Raw genomic sequence first — 24,730 nt, forward strand, 5'->3', positions numbered from 1 at the left:
CCTGAACCCGACTCAGTAAAGTATTTTCTCCTATGGCTAAAATTATCGGCATCATTGTCGTTATCGCGAGCGTCCTCGGCGGATATGTGCTGTCCCATGGCAAGATCATGGCGCTGTTCCAGCCCTACGAGGTCTTGATTATCGGCGGTGCTGCGCTGGGCGCGTTCCTCCAGGCCAACCCTGGCTACATGACCATGCACGTGTTCAAGAAGTCGCTGAAGATGTTCGGTACGCGCTTCACACATGCCTATTACCTTGAAGTGCTGGGGCTGGTGTACGAAATCCTCAACAAGAGCCGTCGTGAAGGCATGATGGCGATCGAAGGGGATATCGAAGACGCCGCTTCCAGCCCGATCTTCGCCAAATACCCCGGTGTCCTGAAAGATGAGCGCATGACTGCGTACATCTGCGACTACCTGCGCATCATGTCGTCCGGCAACATGGCCCCGCATGAGCTGGAAGGCCTGTTCGACATGGAACTGCTGAGCATGAAAGAAGAGCTCGAGCATCCCTCCCACGCTATTACCGGTATCGCCGACGGCATGCCTGGCTTCGGTATCGTGGCAGCGGTTCTGGGTATCGTCGTGACCATGGCGTCGCTGGGGTCGGGCGACAAGGCTGCGATCGGTATGCACGTAGGTGCTGCGCTGGTCGGTACATTCTTCGGTATTCTTGCGGCGTACGGCTTCTTCGGTCCTCTGGCCACCTGCCTTGCGCATGATGCCAAGGAAGAAATGAACGTCTACGAGAGCATCAAGGCGTCTCTGGTGGCTTCGGCGTCCGGCATGCCGCCCTCGCTGGCCGTCGAATTTGGCCGCAAGGTTCTCTACCCGCTGCATCGCCCCAGCTTCAGTGAGCTGGAACAAGCGGTTCGCGGTCGCTAAGTCATGGAAAATAATCAGCCGATTATCATCAAGCGCGTAAAGCGCTTTGGTGGCGGACATCACGGCGGTGCCTGGAAAATCGCATTTGCCGACTTCGCAACGGCAATGATGGCGTTCTTTCTGGTGCTGTGGCTGATGTCGTCCGCCACGCCGGAACAGTTGCTCGCGGTGGCCGGTTACTTCAAGGACCCGGTGGGCTTTTCTGACAGCGGGTCGCCTTATGTCATCGATCTGGGCGGTTCGCCGGAGATGTCGCCAAATCAGACACTGAACCCTGAGGTCAAGACCACTCCTTCACCTGACACCGTGCCGATCGAGGCAGAAACCTCGGAGACCAAGGCCGAATCGGTGGAGCAGGAACGTCTGGAGATGCTCCTGCAGGAGTTGCAGAACAAGGTCGAGGAAAACCCGCAACTGCAGAAATTCAAGGACCAGATTCTGTTCGAGATCACCCAGGACGGCTTGCGCATCCAGATCATGGACGCCGACAACCGGCCGATGTTCGACTCGGGCAGTGCGCGGCTGAAACCCTATTTCGAAGACATCCTGCTGGCGATGGCTGACACCATCAAAAGTGTGCCGAACAAGATCAGCATCAGTGGTCATACCGACGCGACACCTTTTGTAGGCAACGGCGGGTTCGGTAACTGGGAACTGTCGGCCAACCGCGCAAACGCTGCCCGTCGTGCGCTGGTCGCCGGTACTTATCCGGATTCTCAGGTGGCCAGGGTGGTGGGGTATGCCTCGTCGGCTCTTTATGATCACGAGAACCCGACCAATCCGGTCAACCGCCGCATCGATATCGTGGTCCTGACCAAAAAGGCCCAGCAGCGTATCGAGGGCGACCAGAACTCCGGCGCCGCGCCGCCAGCCAAGTCTGCGCCTGCTGCTCCCGCTGCTCCCGCTGCTCCCGCTGCTCCAGGGGCTTCGACTGCTGCACCCGTCGATCCGCAGGCCTACGCGCAGCCTCACGAGATACGGCAAAAGCTGAACATCTTTGATGAGGGCAAGCTGCGCGTCGAGCCGGCCCAGAACTAAGCCGCACGCATGCAAAAACGCCGCGATCATCGCGGCGTTTTTGTATGCGGCGTTTCAGTGTTCAATAGCTGTCTTGCGGCAGGCTGGCAATGATCGAGCGATAGCTGTTCATGCGCTGCTGCTGCACACGGCCGTCTTCAAGCCCCTTGAGCAGAGCGCAGCCCGGTTCGCGGTCATGCTTGCAGTCACGAAAGCGACATGTACCGAGCAGGTCGTTGAACTCGATGAAACCGGCTTCCACGTCTGCACGGCTGACATGCCCCAGGCCGAATTCACGGATGCCCGGGGAGTCGATCAGGTCGCCGCCACGCGGAAAGTGGAACAGGCGCGCGGTGGTCGTGGTGTGTGTGCCCTGACCCGAGACTTCGGACAGCGGACCGACGCGTGTGTCCGTCTCCGGCAGCAGGCTGTTGACCAGCGAAGACTTGCCGACGCCGGACTGTCCAACGAACACGCTGATGTGGCCGTCAAGCTGGCTTTGCAGGGTCTGCATGCCGTCACCATGATGCGCCGACACTTCCAGCACCGGGTAACCCAGCGTGCGGTAGACCGCCAGCAGCGCGTTGAGCGCGGGGGCATTCTGCTCGTCGATCAGGTCGGCCTTGTTGAGCAATAGCAGCGGACGAATCCCTGCATGCTCGGCCGCAACCAGATAACGGTCGATGAGGTTGGCATGCGGCTCGGGCATGGGGGCGAACACGATCACGATCAAATCGACGTTGGCTGCCACAGGTTTGAGCTGGCCACGGGAGTCCGGGCGGCGCAGCTCGGTGGTGCGAGGCAGTTGCGCGACAATGACGCCGATGCCCTGATTGCCGGCGCGCCATACGACGCGATCGCCGGTGACCAGCGCAGGTAGATTGGCGCGCAAATGGCAGCGAAATACCTGACCGCTCGTGTCGCCTTCCTGAGCCTCGACCTCGACTTGCACACCGAAGTGAGCAATCACCAGGCCGGTCTGCTCGGGACCGAGATCGCCGCCTTCGAGCGTTTCAAGCGTAGCGGACTCGCGTTTTGCTGCGCGGGCAGCACGCTCGCCCTGAATTTTTTCGATGCGCCAGTTCTGACGACGATTGAGTTGGCGTTTGGCCATGGGTGTTCCGATGTGATGTAACCGATGAATTAGGCAGTACGATTGATCGGCAAGAGTCTAGCACGGCAGGGTGAGCTAAACTGCGCGCCTACGCTGAGGAGTCGACACATGCAGAACAAGCAGAACCTGATCTGGATCGATCTGGAAATGACCGGTCTGGACCCTGATACCGATGTCATTATCGAAATGGCCACGATCATCACCGACAGTGAGCTGAACACCTTGGCCGAAGGCCCGGTGATTGCCGTGCATCAGAGCGATGAGACACTGGCCGCCATGGACGAGTGGAACACTCGCCAGCACGGTGGTTCGGGCCTGACGCAGCGAGTCCGCGAAAGCACCGTCAACATGGCCGACGCCGAGGCGCAGACCCTTGAGTTCATCAAACTGTGGGTTCCCGAGCGCAGTTCGCCGATCTGCGGCAACAGCATTTGTCAGGATCGCCGCTTCCTGTATCGCCATATGCCGACCCTGGAAAACTACTTCCACTACCGGAATCTGGATGTCTCGACCCTCAAGGAGCTGGCTGCGCGCTGGTCCCCCGAGCTGAAATTCAAGAAAGGCAGTACGCATCTGGCGCTGGATGACATCCGCGAGTCGATCGCCGAACTGCGTTTCTACCGTGAGCATTTCATCAAGCCTTGATCAGGGCATGCGCGTGCAGTGAATAATCTTCGCTGCACTCTTTCAGTGCGCAGGGCCGCTGGTTAGACTGCGCGCCCTTGTCGCAGACTCGCCCCCATGTTGCTGATGCTTTATCTGATCGCCATCACTGCCGAAGCCATGACAGGCGCACTGTCTGCCGGCCGTCGAGGGATGGACTGGTTCGGTGTGGTACTGATCGCCTGCGTCACGGCGCTGGGTGGTGGTTCGGTGCGTGACGTGCTGATCGGGCATTATCCGCTGACCTGGGTCAAGCACCCGGAGTATCTGGTACTGACCAGCGTGGCGGCGCTGGTGACGATTTTTATCGCGCCACTGATGCGCCATCTGCGCTCACTGTTTCTGGTACTGGACGCGCTGGGGCTGGTGGCCTTCACCCTGATTGGCTGCATGACTGCGCTGGAAGCAGGACATGGTCTGGTGATCGCGTCAGTGTGTGGCGTCATCACCGGAGTCTTCGGTGGCATCCTGCGCGATATTTTTTGCAACGACATCCCGCTGATCTTTCGCCGCGAGCTGTACGCCAGTGTGTCTTTTCTGGCCGCTTGGTGCTTTCTGCTGTGCCAGTACTTGCAGCTACCGAACGAGCAAGCGGTGCTGATCACCCTGTTCGGCGGCTTGCTGCTGCGCCTGCTGGCGATTCGTTTCCACTGGGAAATGCCCAAGTTCATCTATAAAGACGAGCCCTGAGGAGGGCGCAGAGCGTAGGCACGATAAATTATGGTTCCCCACGCTCCAGCGCGGGAGTGCCTTTGGTGACGTTCCGCGTCACAAGTCTGCGCCGCGCTGCCTGTTTAAAGCGGTGCCACGCCATGCCTGCGCAGCGCCCATTCCACATGTTCTCTGACCAGTTCCGAGGGATAGTCGCGGCGGGTTTGCAGGGCTTCGATCACCGGGATGGTGGAGGGCGCGTTACCGAGGCCGACGGCAAGGTTGCGCAGCCAGCGCTCATAACCCGCCCGGCGCAGTGGCGAGCCTTCGGTGCTGCCGAGAAACTTTTCTTCATCCCACAGAAACAGCTCGGCCAGCCCGGCGTTGTCCAGGTTATGGCGCGGCTGGAAATCGCTTTGCTCGGTTGGTCGGGCAAAACGGTTCCACGGACAGACGATCTGGCAGTCGTCACAGCCGAACACCCGGTTGCCGATCAATGGGCGCAGTTCTTCAGGAATCGCCGTTTTCAGCTCGATGGTCAGGTAGGAAATGCAACGCCGCGCATCCAGGACATAAGGACCGACAAACGCGGCCGTCGGGCAGATGTCCAGACAGGCCGTACAGCGCCCGCAATGTTCCGTCGCATGAGGGGCATCGACCGGCAACGGGATATCGACAAACAGCTCGCCAAGAAAGAAGAAGCTGCCGGCCTTGCGGTTGAGGACCAGCGTATTCTTGCCGATCCAGCCCAGCCCAGCCTGTTCGGCGATGGCCTTTTCCAGCACTGGCGCGCTGTCCACAAACGCCCGAAAACCAAAGGGGCCGATGGCCTGTTGAATGCGCTCGGCCAGTTGCTGCAGACGCTTGCGGATCAGCTTGTGATAGTCGCGGCCCAGGGCATAGCGTGAAACGTAGGCCTTTTCGGGCTCTGTCAGGCGTTCGGCCATCTTGGTGTCGCCCGGTAGATAGTCCATGCGCAGCGACACAACGCGCAGTGTTCCCGGTACCAGCTCATCCGGGTGGGAACGTTTGCTGCCGTGGGCTGCCATATAGTCCATTTCCCCGTGATAGCCTGCTTCGAGCCAGCGTTGCAGGTGCTGCTCGTGCTCTGCAAGGTCCAGACCGCTTATCCCTACCTCCTGAAAGCCCAGCTCACGCCCCCACGCCTTGATTGACAGGGCAAGGGCGGCAAGATCGTCGGAGGTGGGGAGTACAGCAGTAATAGCGGACATGCGCAGAGAGAAACCGGGGCCAAGGTGCGTATAATTCTGCCAGACATCGGAGCCCATAGACGCATGTTCGACACTAAACCTTATTTACCCGACGCGCTGTACAGCGCTGCGCAGGTCCGCGACCTCGACGCGCGGCTGATTGCGGCCGGTACGCCAGGCCTGGAATTGATGCTGCGCGCTGCACAGGCACTGTGGCGAACGATCCTCCGGCGCTGGCCTGAAGCGAGCGAGCTGACTGTGCTGACCGGCCGCGGCAACAACGCCGGCGACGGGTATCTGGTGGCAGCACTGGCGCACAAGGCAGGCTGGCAGGTCAGGGTGCTGGCCGTCGGCGACCCGGCTGCATTGACGGGGGATGCCGCTTCGGCGCATGCGGCAGCTTCCGGCATCGACACCCAGGCGTGGGCCGACCAGCCGTTGGCCGGTGTAGTGCTGGATGCCTTGCTCGGCACCGGGCTCGATGGCGATGTGCGTGAACCCTATCTCTCGGCCATCAACGCGATCAATGCCAGCGGTCTGCCGGTTGCTGCCGTGGATATTCCTTCGGGCTTGAGCGCAGATACCGGCCAGACTCTGGGCGCGGCGGTGCGTGCCGACGTGACGGTTACTTTCATCGGTCTCAAGCTGGGATTGTTGACCGGCAATGCGGCCGATCTGGTGGGCGAGCTTGTGTTTGATGACTTGCGGGCGGATCCAGCGCTGGTTGCGCAGGTGCCGGTCAGCGCAAAACGCCTCGGTCCGCTCAACTTGCCGACGCTGGCACCGCGTCCACATACCGCTCATAAAGGCATGTTCGGTCGTGTACTGGTCATCGGAGGCGATCACGGGTTTGGCGGTGCGGCTTTGCTCAGCGCTGAAAGCGCCCTGCGTAGCGGTGCTGGCATGTTGACGCTGGCGACCCGCGCCGAGCATATGCCGGCCGCCCTGACCCGCATGCCGGAAATCATGAGCGCGGGCATTCGTTCGGCAAACCAGTTGATGGCATTGATCGAGCCGGCCAGCGTGCTGGTGGTCGGTCCGGGGTTGGGGCAGGCGGCCTGGGGGCGCAGCTTGCTGTCGGCTGCCTCCGATGCCGACCGGCCACAAGTGTGGGATGCCGATGCGCTGAATATGTTGGCCGCCGGGCTGGTGAGCCTGCCCAAGGGGTGTGTCATTACCCCGCACCCGGGCGAGGCAGCGCGCCTGCTGGGCATAGACATCAAGGAAGTTCAGGCAGACCGTCCCGCCGCCGCACGGGCGCTGGCGCGCAAGTTCGACACGGTTTGCGTGCTCAAGGGCTCCGGCAGCCTGATTGCCGATGCGCAAGGGCGCCTGGCGTTGTGCGATCGTGGCCATCCGGCCATGGCCACCGCCGGGCTGGGCGACGTGCTGGCCGGGTTGATCGGTGCGCTTCTGGCACAGCATCTGACGCCCTTCGATGCGGCTTGTCTGGCAGTGTGGTTGCACGCAAGTGCAGGTCAGAAAATCGGCGAATACGGTCGCGGGCTGGCCGCCAGCGATATTATTCCTGCCATTCGTCAGTTACTGGAGGAGCTGCAACCGTGTCTGATTTAACGCTGCACGTGGTTGGCGAAGAAGCCATGATGAGTTTTGGTGCACGCCTGGCTGCGGTTACCGAAGGGCAGGGTGTCATCTTTCTCGACGGCGATCTGGGTGCTGGGAAAACCACTCTTTCGCGGGGAATGATTCGCGGTTTCGGGCATGCGGGGGCCGTCAAGAGTCCTACTTTCACACTGGTCGAGCCATACGAAATCGGTGCCATACGGGTGTTCCACTTTGACCTGTATCGGCTGGTCGACCCTGAAGAACTCGAGTACATGGGGGTGCGCGATTACTTCGACGGCGATGCGCTTTGTCTGATTGAATGGCCCCAGCGTGGTGCAGGCTTTTTGCCAAAGCCTGACCTGACCATTACCATTGGGCCGCACGGAGAAGGCCGGTCCGTGATATTGAGCCCGCTGGGCTCGCGCGGCGAACGCTGGTGTGCCACTTTGGCTTTGGAATTCAAATAGATATGGGGTTAGGTATGCGCATGCGCGCGCTGGTTACTGTAGTTGGTCTGCTGCTGATGGCCCTGGCTGTCGAGGCGGTTGCCGCTACGCAAGTACGAAGTGTCCGCTTATGGCGAGCACCGGACAACACGCGTCTGGTATTCGACCTGTCCGGGCCTGTCCAGCACAGTGTGTTCACCCTGACTTCGCCTGATCGTCTGGTAATCGATATCAACGGCGCGACACTCGGTGGTCCGCTGAATGTGTCGACAGCCAATACACCGATCAGCAGCATGCGCTCTGCTCAGCGCACGCCGACTGATCTGCGCGTGGTCATCGATCTGAAAAAGGCGGTGACACCCAAAAGTTTCACGCTTGCGCCGAATCAGCAGTACGGCAATCGTCTGGTGGTCGACCTGTTCGATAACGCCGCTGACGCAAACCCGACACCGGTAATTCCGGATACCGCCGCCAATACTGCGCCCGCTGTTCCGGTCAGCCCGGCCAAGCCTGAAATCAAGCTGACTCCGGTGCCAAATGGCAAACGTGACATTGTCGTGGTGATCGATGCCGGACACGGCGGCGAAGACCCGGGAGCGTCGGGCGGTGCCGGCCAGAAAGAGAAAAACGTGGTGCTGTCGATTGCCAAGGAACTGCAGCGCCAGGTCAACGCCGAGAAAGGCTATCGCGCAGAATTGACGCGGACCGGCGACTACTTCATTCCGCTGCGCAAACGTACCGAGATCGCCCGTTCCAAGGGGGCCGACCTGTTTGTGTCCATTCACGCCGATGCCGCGCCGTCCACTGCGGCGTTTGGTGCGTCGGTGTTCGCCTTGTCCGATCGTGGCGCGACCTCCGAAACGGCACGCTGGCTTGCGGACAGCGAAAACCGCTCCGACCTGATCGGTGGTGCCGGCGCGGTAAGCCTTGATGACAAGGACCGCATGCTCGCCGGGGTATTGCTGGACCTGTCCATGACCGCTTCGCTGTCTTCGAGCCTGAACGTCGGCCAGAAGGTGTTGAGCAACATCGGCCGCGTCACTTCGCTGCACAAGTCACGCGTCGAGCAGGCAGGTTTCATGGTGCTCAAGTCGCCGGATATTCCGTCGATTCTGGTGGAGACCGGCTTTATCTCCAATGCCAACGAAGCCAACAAGCTGAGCTCTGCGTCGCACCAACAGGCGTTGGCGCGTTCGATCAACTCCGGGGTCAAGCAGTTCTTCCAGCAGAACCCGCCGCAGGGTACTTATATTGCCTGGCTGCGTGATAACGGCAAGCTGGCCCAGGGGCCGCGCAATCACGTGGTCCGTTCCGGTGAAACCCTGGCCATGCTTGCGGCGCGTTATGACATGAACATCGCTACGCTGCGCAGCGCCAACAATCTGAAAACCGATGAATTGAAGATTGGCCAGGATCTGCGCATTCCGAGTTCCGAGGTGGCGACCCAGCAATGAACGATCTTCTGCTCGACGGCAGCGAAGCCGATAACGCTCAGACTGTTCTGAACGCTGCGCGCATCGAATTGCTCAGCCCGCGACTGGCCAACCAGATCGCGGCGGGCGAGGTTGTCGAGCGCCCGGCTTCGGTTATCAAGGAACTGCTGGAAAACAGCCTTGATTCCGGCGCGCGGCGTATCGATGTCGATGTCGAGCAGGCCGGTATCAAGTTGTTGAAAGTCCGTGACGATGGCGGCGGCATATCTTCGGATGATCTGCCACTGGCGCTGGCGCGACATGCCACCAGCAAGATTCGCGATCTGGAAGACCTTGAGCGGGTCATGAGCCTGGGCTTTCGCGGCGAAGCGCTGGCTTCGATCAGCTCCGTGGCGCGCCTTACTTTGACTTCGCGCACCCGCGACGCCGATCAGGCGTGGCAGGTTGAAACCGAAGGCCGTGACATGGCACCGCGTGTCCAGCCAGCAGCGCATCCGGTGGGCACGTCTGTGGAAGTTCGCGACCTGTTCTTCAATACGCCCGCCCGACGCAAGTTTCTCAAGGCCGAGAAGACCGAATTCGATCACCTGCAGGAAGTCATCAAGCGCATGGCGCTGGCACGTTTCGACGTGGCCTTCCATTTGCGCCACAACGGCAAGACTGTGCTGAGCCTGCATGAAGCGCATGACGACACCGCCCGAGCGCGGCGTGTTTCGGCGATCTGCGGGCCGGGCTTTCTGGAGCAGGCACTGCCCATCGAGATTGAGCGTAATGGCCTGCATCTGTGGGGCTGGGTGGGATTGCCGACATTTTCGCGCAGCCAGGCCGACCTGCAGTATTTTTTTGTAAACGGCCGTGCCGTGCGCGACAAACTGGTTGCCCATGCGGTGCGTCAGGCTTATCGCGATGTGCTGTTCAACGGCCGTCATCCGACGTTCGTGCTGTTTTTCGAGGTCGATCCGGCCGCTGTAGACGTCAACGTCCACCCGACCAAGCACGAAGTGCGCTTCCGCGACGGACGCATGGTGCATGACTTCCTTTATGGCACCCTGCACCGTGCATTGGGTGATGTGCGCCCGGAAAACCAGCTGGGTGGCAGCGTGCCGGTTGTTGCCGAGCCTCGGCCAACCGGGCCTGAGGCGGGCGAGTTCGGGCCGCAGGGCGAAATGCGTCTGGCCAATAATGTGCTGGAGCAGCCGCAGAGCGAGCCTTTTTCCCGCCCTGCCGGCAGCAGTGCCGGTAGCGGCTATCAGTATCAATATTCGCCACGGCCTACCTCCGGCGTGCCTGTAGCCGAAGCGCAAAGTGCCTACCGTGAGTTTTTCGCGCCGCTGCCCACCGCTGCGCCTTCATCGCTGCCGGAGTCGCCCGGCGATATTCCGCCGCTGGGGTATGCGCTGGCGCAGCTCAAAGGCATCTACATTCTCGCTGAAAACGCTCATGGGCTGGTGCTGGTAGATATGCACGCTGCCCACGAGCGAATCATGTATGAGCGCCTGAAAATAGCGATGGCCAATGAAGGCCTGAGTGGCCAGCCATTACTGGTGCCCGAATCCCTCGCGGTCAGCCAGCGCGAAGCCGACTGCGCCGAAGAACACATCACTACGTTCCAGCGCCTGGGCTTCGAGCTTCAGCGGCTCGGTCCGGAAACCCTGGCGATCCGACAGATCCCTGCGCTGCTCAAGCAGGCCGAGGCCAATCGGCTGGTCAGCGATGTGCTGGCGGATCTCATGGAATATGGCACTAGCGACCGGGTGCAGGCGCACATGAACGAATTGCTCGGCACCATGGCCTGCCATGGTGCGATCCGAGCCAATCGACGTCTGGCCATTCCGGAAATGAACGGCCTGCTGCGTGACATGGAAAACACCGAGCGCAGCGGTCAATGCAACCACGGACGTCCTACCTGGACCCAGATGGGTCTCAATGACCTGGATAAATTATTCCTGCGCGGTCAATGAATGAACGCTTTACCTCCGGCCATTTTCCTCATGGGGCCTACTGCCGCAGGCAAGACCGACCTTGCCATGGCACTGACCAAAGTGCTGCCGTGCGAACTGATCAGCGTCGACTCGGCGCTGGTTTATCGCGGCATGGATATCGGCACCGCCAAGCCCTCGAAAGCGCAGCTGGCTGAATTTCCGCACCGTCTGATCGACATTCTCGACCCCGCGCAAAGCTACTCCGCAGCCGATTTTCGCAGTGACGCGCTGACCGCCATGGCGGAAATCACAGCCCGTGGAAATATTCCTTTGCTGGTCGGCGGCACTATGTTGTATTTCAAGGCTCTATTGGACGGGCTGGCGGATATGCCGGCTGCCGATGCGCAGGTCAGGGCGCAGCTTGAAGCTGATGCGCAGGCCTTTGGCTGGCAGTCATTGCACGATCAACTGGCGGTGGTCGATCCCGTTTCGGCGGCACGTATTCACCCCAACGATCCACAACGACTGATCAGGGCGCTTGAGGTGTATCGCGTGAGTGGAATGAGCATGACGGCACATCGCGAGCAACAAACTGCGCAAAGTACCCAAGCGGCCGCATCAGGGCGTCAGCAATTGCCCTATACTGTCGCGAACCTTGCCATCGCTCCGGCTGATCGCAAGGTGCTGCACCAACGCATCGCGCTACGTTTTGAGCAAATGCTGGATCAGGGGTTTCTGGACGAGGTACTGGCATTGCGCTCAAGAGGTCACCTGCATTGCGGGTTGCCCTCGATAAGAGCCGTCGGTTATCGCCAGGTCTGGGATCACCTGGATGGAAAGCTGACGCGGGACGAAATGCAGGAGCGCGGCATTATTGCAACACGCCAGTTGGCCAAACGGCAGTTCACCTGGCTACGAAGCTGGGAGGATTTGCACTGGCTTGACAGTCTGGCCAGCGACAATCTGCCTCGCGCCTTGAAATACCTGGAATCGGTCTCCATATTGAGCTGAGTCCCTGCAATAGCCGTCTATCCTTGGGGGGTGGCCGGTAAGCCAATCGTATTCGATTTATTATTTTATTGATCCTTAAAGGAGTGCGGCACATGTCAAAAGGGCATTCGCTACAAGACCCTTACTTGAATACCTTGCGAAAAGAGAAGGTCGGGGTTTCGATCTACCTGGTCAACGGTATCAAGCTGCAGGGCACGATCGAGTCTTTCGACCAGTTCGTCATTTTGCTGAAAAATACTGTCAGCCAGATGGTTTATAAACACGCCATTTCCACCGTCGTACCGGTTCGTCCGATCCGCCTTCCCAGCGCTACCGACGCTGACGGCGCAGACGCCGAGCCAGGTAACGCCTGATAGGAGTCTGCCTTGTTCTTTGAGCGCCACAGTGGTGGTGAACGTGCAATTCTCGTTCATCTGGATGGTCAGGACCCTGAGGCGCGCGAAGATCCGCAGGAGTTTCAGGAGCTGGCCATATCGGCCGGTGCCGATACCGTTGCGTTTATCAACGTGCCGCGTCATCGGCCATCGGCCAAATACCTGATTGGCTCTGGCAAGGTCGAGGAGCTTCGCGACCAGGTCAAAGCCGAACAGGCTGATCTTGTTATCTTCAATCACACCCTCACGCCCAGTCAGGAACGCAACCTCGAACGCGTTTTCGAGTGTCGTGTGCTTGATCGTACGGGGCTGATTCTCGATATATTTGCGCAGCGAGCGCGTACTCACGAAGGCAAGCTTCAGGTCGAACTGGCTCAGCTTGAGCACATGAGCACGCGCCTGGTCCGTGGCTGGACTCACCTTGAGCGACAAAAAGGTGGTATCGGCCTGCGCGGTCCGGGTGAAACCCAGCTCGAAACCGACCGTCGTCTTCTGCGGGTTCGCCTGCGGCAGATCAAAGGGCGGCTGGAGAAGGTTCGCAGCCAGCGGGATCAGGCACGTCGTGGGCGTCGTCGCGCCGATATTCCTTCAGTTTCACTGGTGGGCTACACCAACGCCGGCAAGTCGACCCTGTTCAACTCGGTAACCGATTCGGATGTGTTCGCGGCGGACCAGTTGTTTGCCACGCTCGATCCGACCTTGCGTCGTCTGCAGCTCGATGACCTGGGGCCTATCGTGCTGGCTGATACCGTGGGCTTCATTCGCCATCTGCCACATAAACTGGTAGAAGCCTTTCGCGCGACGCTTGAAGAATCGAGCAACTCCGATTTACTGCTGCATGTGATCGACTCCCACGAGCCCGACCGCATGTCGCAGATCGAGCAGGTCATGGCTGTGCTCGGCGAGATTGGGGCCGAGGGCTTGCCGATCCTCGAGGTCTATAACAAACTCGATCTGCTTGAAGGCGTGGAGCCTCAGATACAGCGCGATGCCGATGGCAAGCCGCAGCGTGTCTGGGTGTCTGCCCATGATGGTCGAGGGCTGGATCTGCTCAAGCAAGCTATTGCCGAACTGCTCGGCGACGATCTGTTTGTAGGTACGCTGCTTTTGCCTCAGAGTCTTGCCCGGCTGCGCGCCCAGTTTTTCGAACTGGGTGCGGTGCAGAGCGAAACGCATGACGAAGACGGTGCCAGTGTGCTGGCAGTGCGGCTGCCGCGCGTTGAACTCAATCGTCTGGTGAGTCGCGAAGGATTGCAGCCGCTGGAGTTCATCGAGCAACACACTTTGCAATAAAAGCACGAGAAAGCCGTTGTACGGCTTTCGCGAGCATTCTGTAGCATTGGTCGGCGCGCCGCGGGCGCGTCTTTGCTTTATCAGATGGAGAGCGCTATGGCTTGGAATGAGCCGGGTGGCAACTCGAATAATCAAGATCCCTGGGGTGGCAAACGCCGTGGCGGCGACCGCAAGGGACCACCTGATCTCGACGAGGCCTTCCGTAAGCTGCAGGAAAGCCTGAAGGGGTTGTTCGGCGGCGGTAACAAACGCGGCAGCGATGGCAGCGGCAGTGGCAGCGGGGGCGGCTCTGGCAAGGGCGGCGGCTTTGGCCTGCTCGGCATTGGCCTTGTCGTGCTTATCGCTTTCTGGCTTTACAGCGCTATCTATGTCGTTGACGAGCAGGAGCAGGCGGTTGTACTGCGTTTCGGTCAGTACCATGAAACCGTGGGGCCGGGTCTCAACATCTACTTCCCGCCGTTCGACCGCAAGTACATGGAAAACGTGACGCGCGAGCGTGCCTACAGCAAGCAGGGCCAGATGCTCACCGAAGACGAGAATATCGTCGAAGTGCCGCTGACCGTGCAGTACAAGATCAGCAACCTGCAGGATTTCGTCCTGAACGTCGACCAGCCTGAAATCAGCCTGCAGCACGCTACTGAAAGTGCGCTGCGCCATGTCGTGGGTTCCACGGCCATGGACCAGGTCCTGACTGAGGGTCGTGAACTGATGGCCAGCGAAATCAAGGAGCGTCTGCAACGTTTCCTCGACACCTACCGCACCGGCATCACCGTCACTCAGGTCAACGTGCAGAGCGCTGCTGCGCCGCGTGAGGTGCAGGAAGCGTTCGATGACGTGATCCGGGCGCGTGAAGACGAGCAGCGTGCGCGCAACCAGGCTGAGAGCTACGCCAATGGCGTGATTCCGGAAGCCCGCGGTCAGGCCCAGCGCATCCTCGAAGATGCCAACGGCTACCGCGATGAAGTGGTTTCGCGTGCCAAGGGTGAGGCTGATCGCTTTACCAAACTGGTCGCCGAATACCGCAAGGCTCCTGAAGTCACCCGCCAGCGTCTGTATCTGGACACCATGCAGGAAGTCTTCAGCAACACCAGCAAGGTTCTTGTGACTGGCGAAAAAGGGCAGAACAACCTGCTTTATCTCCCGCTCGACAAGATGATCGAAAGCAGCCGCAGCAGTAACGCCAATGGCTCCAATGCAGGTACGCCATCGCAGTCCGCTACCGATGCTGCCGCTGCCGCCCGGGCAACTGAAGCTCAGCAGCGTGGCGAAGTACGCACCAGGGAGACTCGCTGATGAGTAACAAATCACTGATCACCCTTATTGTCGGCGTGGTACTGGCGGTCATCGCCTGGAACAGCTTCTACATCGTGTCCCAGACCGAGCGTGCAGTGCTGCTGCAATTCGGTCGTGTGGTTCAGGCCGATGTTCAGCCGGGTCTGCATGTGAAGGTTCCCTACGTGAACCAGGTGCGCAAGTTCGATGGTCGTTTGCTGACCCTCGATGCACCGACCCAGCGCTTCCTTACACTGGAAAAGAAAGCGGTCATGGTCGATGCCTATGCCAAATGGCGCGTGAAGGATGCGGAGCGTTTCTACACCGCGACTTCCGGCCTGAAGCAGATCGCCGACGAGCGCCTTTCGCGCCGTCTGGAGTCTGGCCTGCGTGACCAGTTCGGCAAGCGCACGCTGCACGAAGTCGTGTCGGGTGAGCGAGATGCGCTGATGGCTGATATCACCGGTTCCCTTAACCGCATGGCCGAGAAAGAGCTGGGCATTGAAGTCGTCGATGTCCGGGTCAAGGCCATCGACCTGCCGAAGGAAGTGAATCGCAGCGTTTTCGAGCGTATGAGCACCGAGCGTGAGCGTGAAGCGCGCGAACACCGCGCCAAGGGTAACGAACTGGCTGAAGGCATTCGCGCCGACGCCGATCGTCAGCGTCGTGTGTTGCTGGCAGAAGCCTATCGCGAGTCGGAAGAAGCGCGTGGTGATGGTGATGCCCAGGCTGCCGCGATCTACTCCAAGGCTTACGGTCAGGACCAGGAGTTCTACGCGTTTTATCGCAGCCTGCGTGCCTACCGCGAAAGCTTTGCGAACAAGAGCGACGTGATGGTGCTTGATCCGAACAGCGAATTCTTTCGCTATCTGGAAAAAGCCAAACCGTAATTAATCACCCGCCGGGCGGCAAAACCGCCCGGTGGGGTGAACGTACGGTGAAACGTGTGTATCATGCGGCAGCCGGGAAATTCCCGGCTTTTTTGCGTCTGCACGATTGATTGGCCGTATCTGAATCAGAACGCGGCAAGATTTTTCGAGGAAAGTGGTCTGCAAGGCCTGTCTCGGGCATTTGTCGTGCCCGTCATACAGCGCACCACTTTCTGCTTCACTCAAGGCTGGCCTGTAGGCTGGCCGCCTGGATCACAGGGGAATGGCGTAATGGCAACGGTCGACCGCTGGCTGCTACCAGATGGCATCGAAGAAGTACTGCCACCGGAAGCGGCGCGCATTGAAGTAGCGCGCCGTCAGGTGTTGGATCTGTTTCAGAGCTGGGGCTATGAGTTCGTCGTCACCCCGCATATCGAATATCTCGAATCCTTGCTGACGGGCGCAGGTTCGGATCTGGATCTGCGCACCTTCAAGGTAATCGACCCGCAATCAGGCCGGCAGATGGGCTTTCGTGCCGACATCACGCCTCAGGTTGCTCGCATCGATGCCCACACACTCAAGCGTGAAGGCCCTAGCCGTCTGTGCTATGCGGGCAGCGTTCTGCATGCCCAGCCGCGTGCACTGTCTTCTTCGCGCAGCCCGATTCAACTGGGTGCCGAGCTGTACGGTGATGCAAGCCCAAGCAGTGATGTCGAAGTCATCAGTCTGATGCTGGCCATGCTGCAACTGGCCGATGTGCCGGATGTGCACATGGACCTCGGGCATGTCGGTATCTATCGTGGTCTGGCGCGTGCAGCCGGCCTGTCCGGCGAAGTCGAGCAGCAGTTGTTCGATGCGCTGCAGCGCAAGGCCATTGACGAAGTGGTTGCCCTGACCGCGGATCTGCCGCAGGAGCTGGCCTCGATGCTGCGCGCGCTGGTCGATCTGTGCGGTGGGCGCGAGGTACTCAATGCCGCGCGTGATCGTCTGGCTGGCGCACCTGCGCCAGTGCTGGCTGCGCTGGATGACCTGCTGGCAATCGCCGAGCGTCTGGCTGCGCGTTTCCCGCAGTTGCCGTTGTATTTCGATCTTGGCGAGCTGCGTGGCTACCACTATCACACCGGTGTGGTGTTTGCGGTCTTCGTACCGGGTGTGGGCCAGTCGATCGCTCAGGGTGGTCGTTACGATGACATCGGTGCCGACTTCGGTCGTGCCCGTCCGGCAACCGGCTTTTCCACTGACCTGAAAACCCTGGTAACGCTGGGGCAGGCAGAAATCGTCTTACCGTCTGGTGGCATCTGGATGCCGGACAGTACGGATGCGGCACTCTGGCAGCAGGTTTGCCAGTTGCGCAGCGAAGGTCAGCGTGTGGTTCAGGCGTTGCCTGGGCAGCAGGCGAGCGCCGCGCGTGAAGCCGACTGTGACCGGCAATTGATTCAGCATGGCGAGCACTGGCAGGTAATGCCGCTGGCTTCTTGAGTATTCCTGCCGGCCGCCGCCGGCACTAAGTTTGCGTGAATGAGGACAAGTGTTATGGGTAAGAATGTCGTAGTCCTGGGCACTCAATGGGGTGATGAGGGCAAAGGCAAGATCGTCGATCTGCTGACCGAACATGCTACCGCCGTAGTTCGCTATCAGGGTGGCCACAATGCTGGTCACACGCTGGTGATCGATGGTGAGAAAACCGTATTGCACCTGATTCCATCCGGTGTGCTGCGCGAAGGCGTGCAGTGCCTGATCGGTAATGGTGTGGTGGTTGCTCCCGATGCGCTCCTGCGCGAAATCATCAAACTGGAAGAGAAAGGCATCCCGGTTCGTGAGCGCCTGCGCATCAGCCCGTCCTGCCCGCTGATTCTTTCGTACCACGTTGCGCTGGACCAGGCGCGTGAAAAAGCTCGCGGCGAGTTCAAGATCGGCACCACCGGTCGTGGTATCGGCCCGGCATACGAAGACAAGGTTGCGCGTCGCGGTCTGCGCATCGGCGACCTGTTCCATCGCGAGCGTTTCGCCGCCAAGCTGGGCGAGCTGCTCGACTACCACAACTTCGTGCTGGTCAATTATTACAAAGAGCCTGCCATCGACTTCCAGAAGACACTCGACGAGTGCATGGAATACGCTGACATGCTCAAGCCCCTGATGCTCGACGTCACCGCTGCGCTGCATGAAATGCGCCGCGACGGCAAGGACATCATGTTTGAGGGTGCCCAGGGTTCGCTGCTGGACATCGACCACGGTACTTACCCGTACGTCACCAGCTCCAACACCACGGCGGGCGGTATTGCCACCGGTTCCGGTTTTGGTCCGATGTACCTGGATTACATCCTGGGCATCACCAAGGCCTACACCACGCGCGTGGGTTCGGGCCCGTTCCCGACCGAGCTGTTCGATGATGTCGGTGCATTTCTGGCCAAGCGCGGTCACGAGTTCGGTGCCACTACCGGTCGTGCGCGTCGTTGCGGCTGGTTTGATGCCGTCATCCTGCGTCGCGCCATTGAAATCAACAGCATCTCGGGCCTGTGCCTGACCAAGCTGGACGTGCTCGACGGCCTTGAGACCATCAATATCTGCGTCGGCTATGAAAACGAAGACGGCGCTGTCATTGATGCACCTACCGACGCCGACAGCTATCTGGGCCTGCGCCCGGTTTACGAGCAGATGCCAGGCTGGAACGAATCCACGCTGGGTGCCAAGACCCTCGAAGAGCTGCCTGTAGCCGCGCGCGCATACATCAAGCGTGTCGAAGAGCTGGTAGGTGCGCCTATCGATATCATTTCGACCGGTCCTGACCGCAACGAGACTATCGTACTGCGTCATCCGTTCGGCTGATCCATCGCCGAGTGTCACCAAAAGGGCCGCATTGCGGCCCTTTTTGCTTTCGATGATTGGCGCGGCCCGCCCTGAAAAGTGAGACTTGTGTCACGGCACGGCACTTGCTACAAAGATGACAGAAAAGTGCCATCATTTTAATGGCGCTGAGGGTGGAGGGATTCTCCTGTGTCTGCTGTCTTGTCTCTTTTGCAAAGCCGTTTGCTGCGTCCCGTCTTCATTGCGCTGGGCATTGCCCTTTTGGTGCAGGTCCTGGTGGCAGTTGCCCTTACCCGGAGCACGGTCACGGCGCTTGAAGCTGATCTTGCCAGCCGTCTTGGGGTAGATTCGCAACATCTTTCTTCCGAGCTGGAGCTGGCGAGTAGCGAAGTGACGTCGAGCCTCGACTCTCTTTCGACCAGTACCCGTCAGCGCTTGAGTGTCGGACTCTCTGCGCGTTTGAAGGATGAGCAGGCCCAGTTGCGCGCCACGCTGGAAAAGGACCTTCGGGAGTCTGCGACCGACATGGCCGAATTGCTCGCCGCAGTTGCTCCGCGAGCCATGTGGGATAACGACACTCCAACCCTTTCTGAATTTGCCCGACGTGCCCAGCGCAATCCTAATGTGTTGTTTGTGGTCTACGACGATGCGGCCGGCGAGCACCTTACGCGGTACATGAATCGCGACAATCCGCTGGTCAAGGCGCTGTTGGCGAAGGGTGAAGGCGAACGGGCGATGGACAAGATCCTCAATGCCGCAAAAAACGATCCTTCGGTGTATTACGTCGAGGCATCCATCAGCCCTAATGGTGTCGAGATCGGCAAGGTGCGCATGGGGGTCTCCACGGCCACGGTCGAGGAGAATCTGGCGGCGCTGGACAAGCGTTTCGCCGCCCTGATCATCAGTGGTGAGCAACTGGTTTCCGACAGTCTGGCCAGTGCTTCCAAAGACAGCTCTACTGCCTTGCGCACGCGCCTGCAATCGGCTCAGGCGGCGGGTACGGCGATGACCGGCAATACGCGTGTCGCTGTTCAGGAAGCCGCCGAAACCTTGCGCTGGCGAATCGGTATGGGGCTGGCGCTGGTGGGGTTGGGCGTATTGCTGTTGCTGGCGGTGGCGCTGGGGCGTCGGGTAGTCAGCAAGCTGCACCTGCTGATCGCGGCACTGAATGATCTTGCGGCGGGTGAGGGCGACCTGACCAAGCGCGTCAAACTGGACAGTAACGACGAGATTGGCGACATGTCGGCGGCGGTCAATCGCTTCATCGACAAGCTGCAACCCATCGTGCGTGAAGCGGGAGAGGTCGCGCAACTGACCGGTGTCGAGATCGGCGCGATGAGTCAACGCAATGCGGGTGCCGACGCCGCAGCCGCCTTGCAGCGTGATGAAGTGGCTGCCAGCCTGAAGGCGCTGGAGCATATGGCCGATGAGGCGCAGTCGGAAAGCCAGGCGATGCAGGCGGCTTTGCGTCAGGTCAACGATATCAAGCAGGCGACTGATGAAAATACCCGCACGTCCAGTCAGGTCGGCGGGCTGATTGAGGCGCTGGCCGGACAGGTGGATACCGGTGCGCAGGTGATCGAACGTCTTGCGTTGCAAAGCCAGCAGATCGAGGTTGTGCTGGAGGTTATTCAAAGTATTGCCGAACAAACCAATCTACTGGCACTCAACGCGGCCATTGAGGCCGCGCGGGCTGGTGAAACGGGTCGTGGCTTTGCAGTGGTTGCTGACGAGGTCCGCGCTCTGGCCAGTAAGACGCAGAGTTCGACCGGCGATATCCAGGAACATATCGTCGCCTTGCAGCGTGGTGCGAAAGAGGCGGTCGCGGCCATTGATATTGCTGGTCGCCAGGCCAAGGAAGGGCTTGAAGTGTTACGTGAAAGTGCCAAGCGCCAGCAGACGGTGCAGGCATCTGTCGAGCAGGTGCACGCGGCCATCGGGCTGGCGACCAAGGCGGCGGTTCATCAGGCTGAAGGTGCCCAGGCGGTGCGTGGTCGGGTGGAGGTTATTCACGCTCAGGCTGAGCGTGCCGCCAAGGCGGTGGTCGAGACAACGGCCAGTGGCAAGGTGCTGAACGGTCTGGCGGCGCAATTGAAGGCGAGCCTGGGGCAATTCAGGGCTTGAGTGCCAAGTGCAGTGCCCTTTATGTGGCGTTGTGCGTGCAGGGATCTTTTTCGGCATACCGAAATGCAAAAAACCGAGCCATTGGCTCGGTTTTTTTGAATTGGTGCCCAGAAGAAGACTCGAACTTCCACGACCTTGCGGTCACCAGCACCTGAAGCTGGCGTGTCTACCAATTTCACCATCTGGGCAGCATCAGCAGCATGTACGCCGTTGATGGGGCGCACTATACGGCGATCGTTTTACGCTGTAAACCCCTGTTTTGATTTAATAATCAAAACCCGAAAATGCAAAAACCCGCTTTCGCGGGTTCTTGTGAGGCTTGAGACTGTTGTAGTCTGTTGCCTGAATTGGTGCCCAGAAGAAGACTCGAACTTCCACGACCTTGCGGTCACCAGCACCTGAAGCTGGCGTGTCTACCAATTTCACCATCTGGGCAGTATCAACACGGATCAACCTGTCGATGGCGCGCACTATACGGAGCGCTTTTTAGGCTGTAAAGCCCGGCAGTGAAAAAACTCGAAAAAAATCGCGGAAGGCGTGGTTCGGGTGCTTCAGCGCGGTTTGGCAGGCTTTTTGTCGAGCGGTTTGAGCGTGAAATTTCCCGTTTCATGAGGTCTATGCCAAACTAACCCCCATATATACAAGGTGAAAACTATCTAATGGCCGATTGGCAGTCCCTCGATCCCGAGGCCGCTCGTGAAGCGGAAAAATACGAAAACCCCATTCCAAGCCGCGAGCTGATCTTGCAGCACCTTGCCGAGCGCGGTTCGCCGGCAAGTCGCGAGCAACTGGTCGAAGAATTCGGCCTGACCACTGAAGATCAATTCGAGGCCCTGCGCCGTCGCCTTCGTGCGATGGAGCGCGACGCCCAATTGATCTACACCCGTCGCGGCACTTACGCGCCGGTGGACAAACTGGACCTGATCCTCGGCCGTATCTCCGGCCACCGTGACGGTTTTGGTTTTCTGGTCCCCGATGACGGCTCCGACGACCTGTTCATGAGCCCGGCGCAGATGCGTCTGGTGTTCGACGGTGACCGCGCACTGGCGCGTGTTTCCGGCCTTGACCGCCGCGGCCGTCGCGAAGGCGTGATTGTCGAAGTGATCTCGCGAGCTCACGAAAGCATCGTGGGTCGCTACTTTGAAGAAAGCGGCATCGGCTTCGTTGTGCCGGATAACCCGAAAATCCAGCAGGAAGTGTTGGTGACGCCGGGTCGCAACAACAGTGCGAAGATCGGTCAGTTCGTCGAGGTGAAAATCACCCACTGGCCAACTCCGCGCTTCCAGCCTCAAGGTGATGTGGTCGAAGTGGTCGGCAACTACATGGCGCCTGGCATGGAAATCGATGTCGCGCTGCGTACCTACGACATTCCGCACGTGTGGCCCGAGGCCGTACTCAAGGAGGCCGCGAAGCTCAAGCCGGAAGTCGAAGAGAAGGACAAGGAAAATCGCGTAGACCTGCGCCACCTGCCTTTCGTGACTATCGATGGCGAAGACGCTCGCGACTTCGACGATGCGGTTTACTGCGAAGCCAAACCGGGCAAGCTGCGCTTGTTCTCCGGCGGCTGGAAGCTCTACGTGGCGATTGCCGACGTATCGAGCTATGTGAAAATCGGTTCGGCGCTGGATGCAGAATCCCAGGTGCGCGGCAACTCGGTGTACTTCCCCGAGCGTGTCGTGCCCATGCTGCCTGAACAGTTGTCCAACGGCCTCTGCTCGCTGAACCCGCATGTCGATCGTCTGGCCATGGTGTGCGAGATGACCATCTCCAAGACCGGCGAGATGACTGACTATGTGTTCTATGAAGGCATCATCCATTCCCACGCTCGCCTGACCTACAACAAGGTCAGCACGATCCTCGAGCAGCCGAAAACCGCCGAAGCCAAAAGCCTTCGCGGTGAGTATGGCGACGTGGTTCCGCACCTCAAGCAGCTTTACGCCATGTACAAGGTGTTGCTGGGCGCACGTCATGTGCGCGGTGCTATCGATTTCGAAACTCAGGAAACCCGGATCATCTTCGGTTCCGAGCGCAAGATTGCCGAAATCCGTCCTACCACCCGCAACGATGCTCACAAGCTGATCGAAGAATGCATGCTGGCTGCCAACGTGGCCACCGCGCAATTTCTGAAAAAGCACGAAATCCCTGCGCTGTATCGCGTCCACGACGGTCCGCCGCCAGAGCGCCTGGAAAAACTCCGCGCATTCCTCGGTGAGCTGGGTCTGACCCTGCACAAAGGCAAGGAAGGTCCTACGCCCAAGGATTATCAGGCGCTGCTGGAAACCGTTCGTGACCGCCCGGATTACCACCTCATCCAGACCGTGATGCTGCGTTCGTTGAGTCAGGCTGTCTACAGTTCGGACAACAACGGCCACTTCGGTCTGAATTACGAAGCGTACACGCACTTCACGTCGCCTATCCGTCGTTATCCAGACCTGCTGACCCATCGCGCGATTCGCAGTGTCATTCGCTCCAGGCAGGATACGCCGCACGTTCGCCGTGCCGGTGCGGCGACGATCCCGAAAGCGCGCATCTACCCGTACGACGACGCGCTGCTCGACCAGTTGGGCGAACAATGCTCGATGAGCGAGCGCCGTGCCGACGAAGCCACGCGTGACGTGGTCAACTGGCTCAAGTGCGAGTACATGAAGGATCGCGTCGGTGAGTCGTTCCCGGGTGTGATCACCGCTGTAACCGGCTTTGGCCTGTTCGTCGAGCTGACCGATATCTATGTCGAAGGTCTCGTCCACGTAACGGCTCTGCCAGGCGATTACTACCACTTCGACCCCTTGCATCATCGCCTTGCCGGCGAGCGCACCGGACGTAACTTCCGTCTCGGCGACACTGTTGAAGTGCGCGTCATGCGTGTCGACCTGGATGAGCGCAAGATCGATTTCGAGATTTCCGAAACCTCAGCGGCTGCTACGCCGGTTGGTCGCAAGCGTCGTGGTCATGACACTGCGCCTCCTGCCGCGGCAGCCACGGCTGAAAAAGAGAAGGCACCGGCCAGGTCCGGTCGTCGCAACGCTTCTGCCAAGGAAAGCAGCACCGAAGCCTACCGGCCGAGCGATGCGGCGGCGAAAAACGCAGAAGTGCGTAAAAGCCGCGAGCTGAAAAAAGCACTTCTGGCAGACGCGAAGGGTGGTAGCAAGGCGCCGTCGGGAAAGTCTGACAGGTCGGGCTCTGCGCCTTCATCGGGCAAACCGGCCAGCAAACACCGCAAAGGCTCGTCAAAAACGGGCTCCGCGCCAGCTGCGAAAAGCAGTGGCGCTCGTAAATCCAAGGCCAAGTCATGAGTCAGCTGGAAAAGATCTACGGCGTTCACGCTGTAGAAGCGTTACTTCGTCATCACCCCAAGCGCGTCAAGCATATCTGGCTGGCCGAGGGTCGTAACGATCCTCGTGTCCAGACCCTGGTCGCACTGGCAGCCGAAAATCGCGTCACCATCGGTCAGGCAGAGCGCCGTGAAATGGATGCCTGGGTCGAAGGCGTGCATCAGGGTGTGGTTGCCGATGTCAGCCCGAGTCAGGTCTGGGGCGAAGCAATGCTCGACGAGCTGCTGGACCGCAGCGAAGGCTCGCCGCTGTTGCTGGTGCTCGACGGCGTGACCGATCCACACAACCTCGGCGCTTGCCTGCGTACCGCTGATGCGGCAGGTGCGCTGGCGGTCATCGTGCCCAAGGACAAATCCGCAACCTTGACGCCAGCCGTGCGAAAGGTTGCCTGCGGTGCCGCCGAGGTCATTCCGCTTGTGGCAGTGACTAACCTGGCGCGTACGCTGGAAAAACTCCAGCAGCGCGGGTTGTGGGTGGTGGGTACTGCGGGCGAGGCCGAAGTCGAGCTGTACCAGCAGGATCTGACCGGGCCGACCATCATTATCATGGGTGCGGAAGGCAAGGGTATGCGCCGCCTGACCCGTGAGCATTGTGATTATCTGGTGCGCCTGCCGATGGCGGGCAGTGTCAGCAGTCTGAACGTGTCGGTCGCGACCGGCGTGTGTCTGTTTGAGGCGCTGCGTCAGCGCAGTGTCAAGGCTGCCGGCAAAAAGGCCTGATTCCGGCGCCTGGCCAGAGTGAGC

General features: G+C 59.8%; 20 protein-coding genes and 2 tRNA genes. 18 read left to right on the forward strand and 4 right to left on the reverse strand.

Going from position 1 to position 24,730, the window contains the following annotated elements; genetic code table 11:
• Positions 1-32: 32 nt before the first annotated feature.
• Both motA and motB read left to right on the forward strand, forming a co-directional pair.
• Positions 33-884 (forward strand): flagellar motor stator protein MotA, encoded by an 852-nt coding sequence (gene motA, locus MME58_RS02450; protein WP_054986141.1) that lies wholly within the window; start codon positions 33-35, stop codon positions 882-884.
• Between the two features lie 3 nt (positions 885-887).
• Positions 888-1,922: a flagellar motor protein MotB gene (gene motB, locus MME58_RS02455; protein WP_055005458.1), complete on the forward strand. Its 1,035-nt coding sequence runs from the start codon at positions 888-890 to the stop codon at positions 1,920-1,922.
• 61 nt (positions 1,923-1,983) lie between these two features.
• On the opposite strand, the gene rsgA is transcribed toward motB, so the two are convergent.
• The gene (gene rsgA, locus MME58_RS02460; protein ID WP_054988368.1) at positions 1,984-3,015 is read right to left on the reverse strand and encodes a small ribosomal subunit biogenesis GTPase RsgA; all 1,032 of its coding nucleotides are present in this window, start codon (positions 3,013-3,015) and stop codon (positions 1,984-1,986) included.
• Positions 3,016-3,123: 108 nt separating this feature from the next.
• On the opposite strand from rsgA, the gene orn reads away from it, so the two are divergent.
• On the forward strand, positions 3,124-3,660 hold the full coding sequence (orn, locus tag MME58_RS02465) for an oligoribonuclease (RefSeq protein WP_055005459.1): 537 nt from the start codon (positions 3,124-3,126) through the stop codon (positions 3,658-3,660).
• A gap of 96 nt (positions 3,661-3,756) precedes the next feature.
• A complete protein-coding gene (locus tag MME58_RS02470; protein ID WP_055005460.1) occupies positions 3,757-4,368 on the forward strand; it encodes a trimeric intracellular cation channel family protein in 612 nt (203 codons plus the stop codon).
• A gap of 104 nt (positions 4,369-4,472) precedes the next feature.
• Here the strand turns inward: MME58_RS02470 and queG are convergent, their stop codons facing one another.
• Complete coding sequence (gene queG, locus MME58_RS02475; protein ID WP_054988372.1) at positions 4,473-5,561, reverse strand: tRNA epoxyqueuosine(34) reductase QueG; 1,089 nt, start codon at positions 5,559-5,561, stop codon at positions 4,473-4,475.
• 63 nt (positions 5,562-5,624) lie between these two features.
• Between queG and MME58_RS02480 the strand changes: the two genes are divergently transcribed.
• From MME58_RS02480 to MME58_RS02535, 12 genes are all read left to right on the forward strand, one after another.
• Positions 5,625-7,115 carry a bifunctional ADP-dependent NAD(P)H-hydrate dehydratase/NAD(P)H-hydrate epimerase gene (locus tag MME58_RS02480; protein WP_055005461.1) on the forward strand — a complete coding sequence of 497 codons (1,491 nt, stop codon included), beginning with the start codon at positions 5,625-5,627 and terminating at the stop codon, positions 7,113-7,115.
• Positions 7,116-7,144: 29 nt separating this feature from the next.
• Complete coding sequence (tsaE, locus tag MME58_RS02485) at positions 7,145-7,573, forward strand: tRNA (adenosine(37)-N6)-threonylcarbamoyltransferase complex ATPase subunit type 1 TsaE (RefSeq protein WP_371913041.1); 429 nt, start codon at positions 7,145-7,147, stop codon at positions 7,571-7,573.
• 14 nt (positions 7,574-7,587) lie between these two features.
• Positions 7,588-9,006, forward strand: a complete 1,419-nt coding sequence (locus MME58_RS02490) for an N-acetylmuramoyl-L-alanine amidase (RefSeq protein WP_055005462.1) — start codon at positions 7,588-7,590, stop codon at positions 9,004-9,006.
• Positions 9,003-10,946 (forward strand): DNA mismatch repair endonuclease MutL, encoded by a 1,944-nt coding sequence (mutL, locus tag MME58_RS02495; RefSeq protein ID WP_055005463.1) that lies wholly within the window; start codon positions 9,003-9,005, stop codon positions 10,944-10,946. Before MME58_RS02490 ends, mutL begins: the two co-directional genes overlap by 4 nt.
• Positions 10,947-11,918 (forward strand): tRNA (adenosine(37)-N6)-dimethylallyltransferase MiaA, encoded by a 972-nt coding sequence (miaA, locus tag MME58_RS02500; protein ID WP_055005464.1) that lies wholly within the window; start codon positions 10,947-10,949, stop codon positions 11,916-11,918.
• A 92-nt stretch (positions 11,919-12,010) separates the two neighbouring features.
• Positions 12,011-12,271, forward strand: coding sequence for an RNA chaperone Hfq (gene hfq / locus MME58_RS02505; RefSeq protein ID WP_002551819.1), 261 nt, complete (start codon positions 12,011-12,013; stop codon positions 12,269-12,271).
• 12 nt (positions 12,272-12,283) lie between these two features.
• Positions 12,284-13,585, forward strand: coding sequence for a ribosome rescue GTPase HflX (gene hflX / locus MME58_RS02510; RefSeq protein ID WP_054986058.1), 1,302 nt, complete (start codon positions 12,284-12,286; stop codon positions 13,583-13,585).
• 96 nt (positions 13,586-13,681) lie between these two features.
• Positions 13,682-14,878, forward strand: a complete 1,197-nt coding sequence (hflK, locus tag MME58_RS02515; RefSeq protein WP_054986057.1) for an FtsH protease activity modulator HflK — start codon at positions 13,682-13,684, stop codon at positions 14,876-14,878.
• Positions 14,878-15,747: a protease modulator HflC gene (hflC, locus tag MME58_RS02520; protein ID WP_002551822.1), complete on the forward strand. Its 870-nt coding sequence runs from the start codon at positions 14,878-14,880 to the stop codon at positions 15,745-15,747. Before hflK ends, hflC begins: the two co-directional genes overlap by 1 nt.
• Positions 15,748-16,017: 270 nt before the next feature.
• Entirely contained in the window at positions 16,018-17,205 is a 1,188-nt protein-coding gene (locus tag MME58_RS02525) for an ATP phosphoribosyltransferase regulatory subunit (RefSeq protein WP_054986056.1), read from the forward strand.
• 54 nt (positions 17,206-17,259) lie between these two features.
• Positions 17,260-18,552: an adenylosuccinate synthase gene (locus MME58_RS02530; RefSeq protein WP_054986055.1), complete on the forward strand. Its 1,293-nt coding sequence runs from the start codon at positions 17,260-17,262 to the stop codon at positions 18,550-18,552.
• A gap of 168 nt (positions 18,553-18,720) precedes the next feature.
• Positions 18,721-20,655, forward strand: coding sequence for a methyl-accepting chemotaxis protein (locus MME58_RS02535; protein ID WP_055005465.1), 1,935 nt, complete (start codon positions 18,721-18,723; stop codon positions 20,653-20,655).
• Between the two features lie 101 nt (positions 20,656-20,756).
• Here MME58_RS02535 and MME58_RS02540 read toward each other — a convergent pair.
• Positions 20,757-20,843, reverse strand: a tRNA-Leu gene (locus tag MME58_RS02540).
• 160 nt (positions 20,844-21,003) lie between these two features.
• Positions 21,004-21,090: transfer RNA gene (locus tag MME58_RS02545), tRNA-Leu, on the reverse strand.
• A 224-nt stretch (positions 21,091-21,314) separates the two neighbouring features.
• Between MME58_RS02545 and rnr the strand changes: the two genes are divergently transcribed.
• On the forward strand, positions 21,315-23,948 hold the full coding sequence (gene rnr / locus MME58_RS02550) for a ribonuclease R (RefSeq protein WP_054986053.1): 2,634 nt from the start codon (positions 21,315-21,317) through the stop codon (positions 23,946-23,948).
• On the forward strand, positions 23,945-24,706 hold the full coding sequence (rlmB, locus tag MME58_RS02555; RefSeq protein ID WP_003317206.1) for a 23S rRNA (guanosine(2251)-2'-O)-methyltransferase RlmB: 762 nt from the start codon (positions 23,945-23,947) through the stop codon (positions 24,704-24,706). Before rnr ends, rlmB begins: the two co-directional genes overlap by 4 nt.
• Positions 24,707-24,730: the final 24 nt, after the last annotated feature.

The sequence above is a fragment of the Pseudomonas syringae pv. tagetis genome (assembly GCF_022557255.1).
Classification (GTDB): domain Bacteria; phylum Pseudomonadota; class Gammaproteobacteria; order Pseudomonadales; family Pseudomonadaceae; genus Aquipseudomonas; species Aquipseudomonas caricapapayae.

Coding starts and splice junctions, on each gene's coding strand:
- motA (WP_054986141.1), top strand. CDS start 33: ATGGCTAAAATTATCGGCATCATTGTCGTTATCGCGAGCGTCCTCGGC.
- motB (WP_055005458.1), top strand. CDS start 888: ATGGAAAATAATCAGCCGATTATCATCAAGCGCGTAAAGCGCTTTGGT.
- rsgA (WP_054988368.1), bottom strand. CDS start 3,015: ATGGCCAAACGCCAACTCAATCGTCGTCAGAACTGGCGCATCGAAAAA.
- orn (WP_055005459.1), top strand. CDS start 3,124: ATGCAGAACAAGCAGAACCTGATCTGGATCGATCTGGAAATGACCGGT.
- MME58_RS02470 (WP_055005460.1), top strand. CDS start 3,757: ATGTTGCTGATGCTTTATCTGATCGCCATCACTGCCGAAGCCATGACA.
- queG (WP_054988372.1), bottom strand. CDS start 5,561: ATGTCCGCTATTACTGCTGTACTCCCCACCTCCGACGATCTTGCCGCC.
- MME58_RS02480 (WP_055005461.1), top strand. CDS start 5,625: ATGTTCGACACTAAACCTTATTTACCCGACGCGCTGTACAGCGCTGCG.
- tsaE (WP_371913041.1), top strand. CDS start 7,145: ATGAGTTTTGGTGCACGCCTGGCTGCGGTTACCGAAGGGCAGGGTGTC.
- MME58_RS02490 (WP_055005462.1), top strand. CDS start 7,588: ATGCGCATGCGCGCGCTGGTTACTGTAGTTGGTCTGCTGCTGATGGCC.
- mutL (WP_055005463.1), top strand. CDS start 9,003: ATGAACGATCTTCTGCTCGACGGCAGCGAAGCCGATAACGCTCAGACT.
- miaA (WP_055005464.1), top strand. CDS start 10,947: ATGAACGCTTTACCTCCGGCCATTTTCCTCATGGGGCCTACTGCCGCA.
- hfq (WP_002551819.1), top strand. CDS start 12,011: ATGTCAAAAGGGCATTCGCTACAAGACCCTTACTTGAATACCTTGCGA.
- hflK (WP_054986057.1), top strand. CDS start 13,682: ATGGCTTGGAATGAGCCGGGTGGCAACTCGAATAATCAAGATCCCTGG.
- hflC (WP_002551822.1), top strand. CDS start 14,878: ATGAGTAACAAATCACTGATCACCCTTATTGTCGGCGTGGTACTGGCG.
- MME58_RS02525 (WP_054986056.1), top strand. CDS start 16,018: ATGGCAACGGTCGACCGCTGGCTGCTACCAGATGGCATCGAAGAAGTA.
- MME58_RS02530 (WP_054986055.1), top strand. CDS start 17,260: ATGGGTAAGAATGTCGTAGTCCTGGGCACTCAATGGGGTGATGAGGGC.
- rnr (WP_054986053.1), top strand. CDS start 21,315: ATGGCCGATTGGCAGTCCCTCGATCCCGAGGCCGCTCGTGAAGCGGAA.
- rlmB (WP_003317206.1), top strand. CDS start 23,945: ATGAGTCAGCTGGAAAAGATCTACGGCGTTCACGCTGTAGAAGCGTTA.